Raw genomic sequence first — 9,457 nt, 5'->3', positions numbered from 1 at the left:
TTAGTTCTCTTCACTTCTGACAACGGGGGAGCCCCTTATATTGGTTTACCTGACGTAAACAAGCCATATCGTGGCTGGAAGTTGACGTTTTTTGAAGGTGGTATACACGTGCCCTTCTTTGTCAAATGGCCGGGGCGAATTCCAGCTGGCGCAACATTTACTGACCCGGTTCACCACTTCGATCTCTTCGCAACGATCGCGGCCGCAGCTGGAGCCGAACTGCCAGCAGACCGAACTATTGACGGTGCTGACCTCTTACCGTTTGTCAATGGCACGCGGGATGGTGTTCCACATCGAAGGCTTTTTTGGCGCAGCGGGGCTTCGCAGTCCGCGTTAGTGGATGGATGGAAACTCAACGTCAGCGACCCGCCGGGCCGCACATGGCTATTCGACCTGACAAATGATCCAACAGAGCAGAATGACCTTTCTTCGGAAAATCCCGAAAAAGTTAAAGTGCTATTGTCAGAGTTGGCCAAGCACAATTCCGAGCAACTCCCATCGTCCTGGCCGGCAACCGGCGTGTCAGCTGTGAATATAGACAAAGACCTTACGCAGCCAGACGAGCCTGATGATGAATACATCCGCTGGTCGAACTAGAGAAAATCAACGAACGGTTGTGAAATCCGGTCCCTTCAAGTGAGGAAGAACATGTACTACAAGAATTCTATTGATCCAGTAGAAAGCCAAGGCGCGGAATTTTTCGCAGATATCGATGAACAACTGAGGAGCTTCTAGCGTGTTGTGGAGAATTTGGATTCTGGTGCCGATACTCTATGGCCTTTTTTCACTTTGGTACTTCAACTGGAGTGGCCCGATTACGGCCGACGAGATAGAAGCCTTCATGACCACATTCGAAAATGCGGAAGGTAAAAAACACACAGATGCGAAAACGTTTCGAACCTTTCTCGAGGAGGATGATGGAGGAGAGTTTGTGATGCTTAACCTGGTCCAGCTTCGCTCTGGTGAGGTTGAACATCCGGTTTCTCGCGAGAAGATGAGTGCATCACAACTGCTTAGCGGATATATAGAGCCTTTTACTCTAGCCTTGTTAAAACGGGGCGGTCACCCGGTCTTTCAGGCTCACAGAGTTGGGGGCAACATCGATAGTTGGAACGCCAAAAACAACCTAAGCTTCGGTATGGCCGCGATGATGCGCTATAGAAGTCGTCGTGATTTGGTCGAACTAATTGTCGACCCTGCGTTTTCGGACGGGCATGTCTATAAGCTAGCAGCCATTGAAAGAACGATATCGTACCCTACAAGTATTTCATTTAGCATGTCTTTGCGCCCACCAGTGACAGTGTTGTTAGTATTGATCTTGCTCGCGTCACTTGTACAGAATTGGGTGGTTAAACATAGACCTGGTTCACCGACCTAGTTGCTAGGTAGTGCCAGCACAAGTCGCATTCTAAATGCGCTTATCAGAATCTGCGATAGCACCAATTTAGAACGAGACGAAATGAATACGCATTCAAGCCAGGAGCGAAGAGGTCTATGACCAAAATACGTGACATCCACGATTCACGGTTAGGCGCAGTTATCGGAAGAGTCAGGGCAAGCCTGCTCGTCATAATCTGCACGGGCTTTGTCACCTGCTTGGCGGGATGTTCTGGTGAAGGTGATGACTCCTCCCTAACCCCTCGCGAAGGCCCCACACCGAATGCCGCCTTTGAAGCCGGGTGTGAACCAGAGTTGCCGGGGCCGCAGGAACCAGCGCGCCTGGCTGAAAGCTTTCGAGGCACGTTTGGTAGTTTATCGCCAGAGGGCATCTGTCAGAGTGAGTGGCAAGAGCCAGTACTTTCGACATGTACCGAACCGCTGGCGGAAGGTGTGCCGGATATGCGCGGACTCTGGAGTAGCCCAGGACATTCGGAGCGGGTGGAACAATGCGGCGACCTCGTGATCATCAGCGGTTTTAACTACATTCATGGTGGCTATGCCACTGGGCGGGTTAGCGACGGGGTCAATGACTTCAGGGCCGGCAGCAACTGCACTGCGCCAATCGCCGTTGCTCTGATCTACGAGGCCAACGAACTGCAATTCAATACGGCAGGGTTGACGCCGGTTATACGGCGACTGGAAATCGCTGAAGACGGTGTAGACGAGCTGGTTTGGAATGTTGACCTTGGCCTATTCTCGGGTACAGGTGAGAGTACTGGCCTAAGAGAGATTGCCCGAATGCGCAGAGTTTGTACGCTATCTGACCTGTAAGAATTATTGATAGGGTTGGGAAAAACGTCAGCTGTTCCGCAGGTCGCAGGAAGCACCGGGAACTGACCGGGTGCGAGGGTGTTGAACACCGTACCATCTCTCCGGCAGGACACTTTTTACAGCAGGACCAGCCGGAACAATGTGTGCAGGCTATTCTTTATGTGATGGGTAAATAGAAGCGGCCAGTAGCCGCGCCATAATTAGAGGAATTTCGCTATGAGCATGACCGAACTCTGGATTGATAGAAACGACTACCGAAACACGCGGGTGATTCAGCAGGATCAAGCCGTGCTGGAGGATGGCCAGATTCGCGTGGCTATCGACAAGTTTGCGCTCACCGCAAACAACGTCAGTTATGCTGCATCCGGTGACATGATCGGCTACTGGAACTTCTTTCCAACGGGCGAGGAACCCTGGGGTAAGGTTACGGTGTGGGGCATGGCGGATGTGGTAGAGAGTAATAGCGCGGAAATCGAAGTCGGTGAGCGCCTCTACGGATTTCTTCCAATGAGTACGGAGCTTATTTTGAGGCCGGGCCGTGTTAGGGATGAAAATTTCATGGACGTGGCGAGTCATCGAAAGGAGTTGCCCGCGCTTTATAACCAGTATTCTCGCACGCGAGCAGAACCTCCTGAGATGCAGGCCATTGAAGACGAACGCTGCGTATTCTTCCCGCTTTTTATCACGGGCTATGTAATCGCTGACTTTCTTGAGGACAACAATTGGTTCGGTGCTGAGCAAGTGATTGTTGGCTCAGCTTCTTCGACGACTGGTTATGGCCTGGCCAAATTTATCAGGGAAAACAACTTTGGCGGCAAGGTGGTGGGTTTAACCTCTGGGCCGAACATGGGCTTCGTGAATGACCTTGGGCTCTATAATGAGGTTGTTGAATATGACAGTGTGGAGGGCCTCTCTAATGTGCCCTCAGTGGATGTTGATATGGCGGGTGACCAGCCATTGCGTGCAAGACTGCATCACTATCTCAAAGATAATATGAAGAACAGCCAATTCGTTGGCATGACGCACTGGGAAGCTGGATCAGTGGAGGGTGAACTACCAGGAGCCCGGCCTGAATTCTTTTTTGCACCGGCACAAATTGATAAACGCAATGCAGATTGGGGGGTTGGAGTGCTCGCACAGAAGGGCGGGATTGCCAGCGCTGCGTTGGCGATGGAGTTGAAGGAATTACTGAAAATGGAGCGGCATGATGGTGCTGAGGCTTGTGCCCAGGTCTGGCGCGACATGCTCGACAATAAGATCTCAGGCAGGCAGGGCATTATGGTGTCCCTGCGGGCTGATTGATTCGGACGAAAGAGATGAAGGTACTGCGTACTCCAGACGAACAGTTCGAAAACTTACCTGACTACGATTTTTTGCCAACCTACACGGCCATCACTGACGATGACGGTACAGAACTGCGCGTGCATAGCATTGACGTGGGTCCACCGGATTCGGACCCCATTTTGTTAATGTATGGTAATCCTACGTGGGTCTATCTTTATCGCCATATGATTCCACTGCTGGAGGAGAGTGGTCGTCGGATTATTGCGGTAGATTTGGTTGGGTGTGGACGGTCAGACAAGCCTGCCAGACGAAAAGACTACGCGCTTGAGCGTCACAAACAGTGGATGAGCAAGCGGCTACTGGCGAATGATCTCACCAACATAACGCTATTCTGCCAGGATTGGGGCGGTACATTGGGCCTTGATCTCGTCGCCCGTAATCCTGAGCGCTTTAATCGGGTTGTCGTTAGTAACTCCAATATTCCCACCGGGGTTGGTGCAGAGCGGAGTTCCTTTCTCCGCCTGTGGCTAAAAGTCATGAAGTTTGCACCGGGTTTTCCGTGGAAGTGGGCGTTTCGAGGTGGCTTTCGCGGCAAAGTGCAGCCTTCCGACGCCGAATTCGCAGCTTACCGTGCACCATTCCCACGGCGAAAGTTTGAGGCTGGTATCGTGAAATTCCCCTTGTTGATTACTCTTTACCCTGATCATCCCGAGATCGCATCTAACCTGGAAGCCTGGGATCTGCTCGGCAAGTTTGATAAGCCCATGCTTACCCTTCTTGGCGATAAGGACCCCGTGTCTCGTGGAATGGAAAAAGATTTGCAAAATCATGTGCCGGGTTGCCAGGGTCAGGAGCACAAAATGCTAAAAAATGTCGGTCACTTTTCCCAGGAGGAAGCGCCCTAAGTTCTGGCAGAAGAACTCCTGGCATTTATTGAGCGCACGTAATTTAGACCAAGCAGTTTAGAGAAACGGCCGATAGTCGATTGGAGCGTCTATGACATCTCATTACACCCTATATGGCTCTTACGCTTCCTACTACACAGCAAAACCCCGCAGTTATTTCCGCAAGAAGGTGTGCCTGGCGAATTACTAATTTATCAATGATATCAATTGGTTGAGCATTGCCGCTATCGGCAGTATGAATCGCCACTAATTCAGTATCCAGCTTTCGGCGTAGTTTCAAGCGTTGGTTTGGAGAAACGCCCTCACAGTCTATCGCCAGAGTCAGAGGCGTTTCCCGCTGAAAGCCCGTTCACGATTCCACAGCGCGCTCCCCAGGCCTGTTAACTTCAGGTTTGCAGCGTTTTCTGTGCGTTCTTTGCAAAGTCTGCCGCTTCCTTCTCGTCTTCCAACAAGTTTCCAAGACTGAAGGGCACCTCAATCCCCGCTGTCATTCCAGACTGCTCACGCATAACTCGCAACCAACGCTGGAGATGCTCCAGCCCTTCTATGGATACACCGGACCACTTATAGGTGCGCACCCAGCACCAGTTGGCAATATCGGCGATGGAATAATCATCGGCCAACCACTCGTTGTCCGCCAGGTGGCCATCGAGCACCTCGAACAGGCGGCGACACTCGTTCTGGTAGCGGTCGATAGCCGGCTGGATCTTCTCCGGGAAATAGCGATAGAACACGTTGGCCTGCCCCATCATCGGGCCCACTCCACCCATCTGGAACATCAGCCACTGGATAACCCGCGACCGGCCCCTGGCATCGGTCGGCAGCAGCCGGCCGGCCTTTTCCGCCAGGTAGATCATGATGGCACCAGATTCGAACACCGCGAAGTCACCCATTTCCCGGTCCACGATGGCTGGTATCCGCCCATTCGGGTTGATCGCCCGGAACTCAGGCTTGTGCTGCTCGCCCTCGGAGATGTTCACGAACTGCGTCTCGTAGGGTATTTCCAGAGCCTCAAGGGTACAGGAGGCCTTATGGCCGTTCGGGGTCGGTGCGGTGTACAGGTCTATCATTTACATCACCGCTCTACAGCGTCGAGAATTTCTATTTCAGGGGGAGCTGCCACGAGGGCTCCCAGGGCTTTGTTGGCCTCGCGGAAGTACGCGGCCTTGCCGTGCGCGTCCAGGGCCTCGGCGCTGTCGTACTGCTCCATTACCTTGTACACCTGCGGATCTGTCTTGCTGCGATGTAAGGCATAGAAAATATTGCCGGGTTCATTCGCCCGCACCTGTTCGGTCAGGTCCAGAAACACCTGCTCAAACTCCGCGTTCTTACCTTCCTGTATCGTAATTGTTGCAAGTAGGCCAATAGCCATAGTCGTTCTCCTATTTTAAATCAGGCAACCTCAAACAGGCCGGCTGCTCCCATACCGCCGCCCACGCACATGGTGATCACCACGTACTTCACACCGCGGCGCTTGCCCTCAATCAGGGCGTGGCCGATCATGCGCGAGCCGCTCATACCGTAGGGGTGGCCAATGGAAATCGCGCCACCATTGACGTTGAGCTTGTCGTTATCGATGCCAAGTTGGTCACGGCAGTAAAGCACCTGTACGGCGAATGCCTCGTTCAACTCCCACAGGCCGATGTCGTTAACTGACAGGCCGTTCTGCTTGAGCAGTTTGGGAACCGCGTAAACCGGACCGATACCCATTTCGTCAGGCTCCAGCCCGGCCACGGCAATACCGCGGTAGATACCCAGGGGCTCGAGACCTCTCTGCTCGGCCAGTTTTGCATCCATGACCACTTGGGCGGAGGAACCATCCGACAACTGAGAGGCGTTACCCGCGGTGATAGTGCCTCCGTCGACCACTGTTTTCAGACCCGCCAGGCCCTCTGCAGTAGTGGCGCGCAGCCCCTCATCGCGCTCCACTGTAGCTTCCACTTCAGAGGCCTCGCCGGTTTCCTTGTCCCAGACCGTGCGCTTACAGGTGACTGGTACCAGTTCATCTTCGTATTTGCCGGCTTCATAAGCAGCTGCTGTACGCTGCTGCGACTGCAGTCCATATTCATCCATCGCATCACGAGAGATGTTGTAACGCTGCGCCACGACTTCCGCCGTCTGTAACATCGGCATGTGGATATTCGGGTGCATGGCCATCAATTCCTCGTCAACCATGCGGTGCAGGTTCATGTGCTCGTTTTGCACCAGGGAGATGGAATCGAGCCCACCGCCGACAACCACATCCATACCGTCGTGCATCACCTGCTTGGCGGCTGTGGCCACGGCCATCAGGCTGGAGGAGCACTGGCGATCAATGGTCATACCGGAAGTGGTCACTGAGGCCGCGCGCAGTGAAGCGCCACCGAGGTTGTTGAAGCCGCCGCGGTAGGCTTTGGCGATTGGTGTGCGGGCGGTCGATACGATTACTGCGTCTTTCATGTGTTTTCTCCTTTAGGTCTCTCGCGGAGCCTGGACTGGCCTGCGAGCTTAATTACCGGGATTTTCAGGCACCTCATCGACACGAACCCAGTCGACTGTACGGCTTATAAAGCCCACTTTGATTTTGATCTCCATTTCGCCTGACCCGGATAAATTGATCTGTGCATCCTTGTACTCGCCCAACTTCTCGGCGTAGATCTGGCCGCGCCAGAGGCCCTGTTGTTTGTCGTCGGCACGCAGGTCCTTGAGTATTTCCCGGCCGACGCGCTCGGCGTATACGTCATTGCGAACCACGACACCCTTACCCAGCTCTCCGGTGGTGGTGATTTCGATCCAGCCTGGCTCCTCGGCGTGCTTCCAGAAACCGGCGATGTCTTCCGCCATGGCGAGGGGCGCCATGAGCAACGCAGCGCATGCAAGTAAAGCTCCAATATTCATAGTCAGTTCTCCTCTCTTCAAATTGGTGCCGGGCATGGCGCGCCTTTAGCCGGTATAGGCCGACGCCAGGCTGTCCATGGCTGTATAGAACCCGGACATGGTGCCCTGCAGGATATCCTCGGCGCTCTTCACCGCGTCTATACGCCCTACTACCTGGCCGGAGAGCGGTATCGCCGCCTCCATGTCGCCACCGAAGTACAGTTGGGGGATTCCCGCCAGGTTCTCCATCACATTGATTGCCCCTTTGGGCAGCAACTTTTCGGTGCGCTCGGTGCGCAGGGCGCGCAGTGCCGGGCGCGAGGCCTGGTTGAGGAATACCGTATCGGTTTCCTTGGCATCCATCACTGCCTGCTTCCAGTTGTCGTGAACCGGTGAATCGGCGCAGCTGAGCATGCGGGTGCCCATCTGCACCCCTTCGGCACCCATGGCAAAGGCGCCCGCCATGGACAAGCCGTCGCAAATACCACCCGCGGCAATAATCGGCACATCAACCCGGGAGCGGATCAACGGCAGCAACACCATGCTGGAGACCGGGCTGGGGTTCTTGAAGCCACCGCCCTCCCCACCTTCCACCACCAGGCCATCGACACCGCAGTCGATCGCCTTGAGGGCCATATCCAGGGTCGGCACCACGTGGAAAACCTTGATTCCCGCTTCCTGGAAGGTTTGGGTGCACACATTCGGGCTGCCGGAAGAAGTGGTGACGAACTTGATGCCCTGATCGATCACGAAATCAATAATATTGGTGCCCTTGACGTAAGACAGGGCCACATTCATGCCAAAGGGCTTGTCGGTCAGGTCGCGCATTTTCGCGACCTCGGCACGGATATTGTCGAACTCGCCCGACGCTGTTTCGATAACGCCAAGCCCGCCGGCATTACTGACGGCGGCCGCCAGCTGGGCCCGGGCTATCCAGCCCATGGGGGCCTGGATGATGGGGTAATCGGTGCCCGTCATTGCGGTAACACGGTTTTGGATTGGTTTTTCGGCCATGGGTAATTCCTGTTCTTTAATTGGCTGCGCTCACGATGCGGTCAGCATGGTCTCAACACCAGTACCCTGCAGCAGCGCGTCTACACTAGCGCGGTCATCTTCGCTGAGTGCCTGATAGCGCTCGTTTGTCCACTTCAGGCACTTGGCCTGGTAGGGGAAAGTCTGTTGGGTCCAGGCGCTACCATCGATTTCCGCCTCCCAGGTTTTCTCGCCGGCCTGGACTGCCCGGGCATTGGCAAGCTGGGCTGGTGCGTAAACACGCCCGACCTCCTCCATCAGGCCACGCAGGCTGTCGGGCTGATCAGCAAGGCTGATCCAGTCCGAATCCTGCGGCTGAAGGCCGCTTTGGTCGTCCATTAGATCCACCCAGGCCACTGTGCGCGGCGACAACTCGTGGGTAATTGCCCGGGGAGTCGGGTCGAAACCGACCAACTGGGTGAGCTGACCGTAGAGGCCGAAGTCACCGGCGCCCGGGCGGCCGCCGAGCATGAATTTCTGGTTGGTCAGGTGATTTTCCATCGCTGCCAGGAAACGGCGATAGCTGGCATCGATCACCGGGGCGGTAGTGTCATTGGAACCCACCACATACAGGCGGCCGATCTGGCGTTCTGCGAAGAAATTCTTGAAATGCTGGAGGGCATCGTTGGCTAAGCTTACATCCATACCCAGAGGCAACAGGGTACCGGCATTGTCCGCATCTATCTCCGGATACCAGCGATAGTGGAACATGTACTTGGTACACCACTCGTCGGCGAAATCCTCAATCAGGTAGTCGATAAACGCCAGCGCAGGGTTCTGCGGCAGCACAGATCGGCCGGGGTACATTGATTCGAGTTTGCGAATAATGGGCGTGGAGTCACATTCGGCCCGGGTCTCGCCGCCCTCCTCGAAGAAGAAGGTAGGCATGAAAATAGGTTTCGGTTTTTCAACCCCGAGGGCATCGCAGGCCTGGTCCGGCTGCCCCCAACTGATCGCATAGGGTACGTGCCGGTAGCGCAGCAGAGACACCATCTTCTGCGTGTACGGTGACGCTGTACCACCAACCAGCCGAATCGGTTCTTGTGACGCCATAATAAGTTTCCTTATCGCGGTTATGCCTGCCATCAACACGTCGGGGTCGCATATTGACACATATAATGCCATTATGTAAACCTTGGCCCAGGAAATCGGGGACAGACCACCATTTC

Annotated in this window: 11 protein-coding genes; 5 read left to right on the top strand and 6 right to left on the bottom strand. The window is 54.7% G+C overall.

Going from position 1 to position 9,457, the window contains the following annotated elements; all coding sequences use genetic code 11:
* From ACTF5G_RS09280 to ACTF5G_RS09260, 5 genes are all read left to right on the top strand, one after another.
* Nucleotides 1-597, top strand: a 597-nt coding sequence (locus tag ACTF5G_RS09280; RefSeq protein ID WP_438952532.1) for a sulfatase-like hydrolase/transferase, incomplete at its 5' end; no start/stop codon positions are given.
* Between the two features lie 139 nt (nucleotides 598-736).
* Complete coding sequence (locus tag ACTF5G_RS09275; protein ID WP_438952531.1) at nucleotides 737-1,378, top strand: hypothetical protein; 642 nt, start codon at nucleotides 737-739, stop codon at nucleotides 1,376-1,378.
* A 116-nt stretch (nucleotides 1,379-1,494) separates the two neighbouring features.
* Nucleotides 1,495-2,211, top strand: coding sequence for a hypothetical protein (locus ACTF5G_RS09270; RefSeq protein WP_438952530.1), 717 nt, complete (start codon nucleotides 1,495-1,497; stop codon nucleotides 2,209-2,211).
* 216 nt (nucleotides 2,212-2,427) lie between these two features.
* Nucleotides 2,428-3,513: a DUF2855 family protein gene (locus tag ACTF5G_RS09265; protein WP_438952529.1), complete on the top strand. Its 1,086-nt coding sequence runs from the start codon at nucleotides 2,428-2,430 to the stop codon at nucleotides 3,511-3,513.
* A 14-nt stretch (nucleotides 3,514-3,527) separates the two neighbouring features.
* Nucleotides 3,528-4,400, top strand: coding sequence for a haloalkane dehalogenase (locus ACTF5G_RS09260; RefSeq protein WP_438952528.1), 873 nt, complete (start codon nucleotides 3,528-3,530; stop codon nucleotides 4,398-4,400).
* A gap of 386 nt (nucleotides 4,401-4,786) precedes the next feature.
* Here the strand turns inward: ACTF5G_RS09260 and ACTF5G_RS09255 are convergent, their stop codons facing one another.
* The 6 genes from ACTF5G_RS09255 to ACTF5G_RS09230 are packed head-to-tail and all read right to left on the bottom strand — an operon-like array spanning nucleotide 4,787 to nucleotide 9,341.
* The gene (locus ACTF5G_RS09255; RefSeq protein WP_438952527.1) at nucleotides 4,787-5,470 is read right to left on the bottom strand and encodes a glutathione S-transferase family protein; all 684 of its coding nucleotides are present in this window, start codon (nucleotides 5,468-5,470) and stop codon (nucleotides 4,787-4,789) included.
* A 5-nt stretch (nucleotides 5,471-5,475) separates the two neighbouring features.
* A complete protein-coding gene (locus ACTF5G_RS09250; protein ID WP_438952526.1) occupies nucleotides 5,476-5,772 on the bottom strand; it encodes a putative quinol monooxygenase in 297 nt (98 codons plus the stop codon).
* A gap of 20 nt (nucleotides 5,773-5,792) precedes the next feature.
* The gene (locus ACTF5G_RS09245; protein ID WP_438952525.1) at nucleotides 5,793-6,839 is read right to left on the bottom strand and encodes an acetyl-CoA C-acyltransferase; all 1,047 of its coding nucleotides are present in this window, start codon (nucleotides 6,837-6,839) and stop codon (nucleotides 5,793-5,795) included.
* A 48-nt stretch (nucleotides 6,840-6,887) separates the two neighbouring features.
* Nucleotides 6,888-7,277, bottom strand: coding sequence for a hypothetical protein (locus ACTF5G_RS09240; protein WP_438952524.1), 390 nt, complete (start codon nucleotides 7,275-7,277; stop codon nucleotides 6,888-6,890).
* A gap of 45 nt (nucleotides 7,278-7,322) precedes the next feature.
* A complete protein-coding gene (locus ACTF5G_RS09235) occupies nucleotides 7,323-8,270 on the bottom strand; it encodes an NAD(P)H-dependent flavin oxidoreductase (RefSeq protein ID WP_438952523.1) in 948 nt (315 codons plus the stop codon).
* A 30-nt stretch (nucleotides 8,271-8,300) separates the two neighbouring features.
* Nucleotides 8,301-9,341: a glutathione S-transferase family protein gene (locus ACTF5G_RS09230; RefSeq protein ID WP_438952522.1), complete on the bottom strand. Its 1,041-nt coding sequence runs from the start codon at nucleotides 9,339-9,341 to the stop codon at nucleotides 8,301-8,303.
* Nucleotides 9,342-9,457: the final 116 nt, after the last annotated feature.

The sequence above is a fragment of the Porticoccus sp. genome, from assembly GCF_965660005.1.
Lineage (GTDB): Bacteria > Pseudomonadota > Gammaproteobacteria > Pseudomonadales > Porticoccaceae > Porticoccus.
This window is presented reverse-complemented; position numbering and strand designations above follow the sequence as displayed.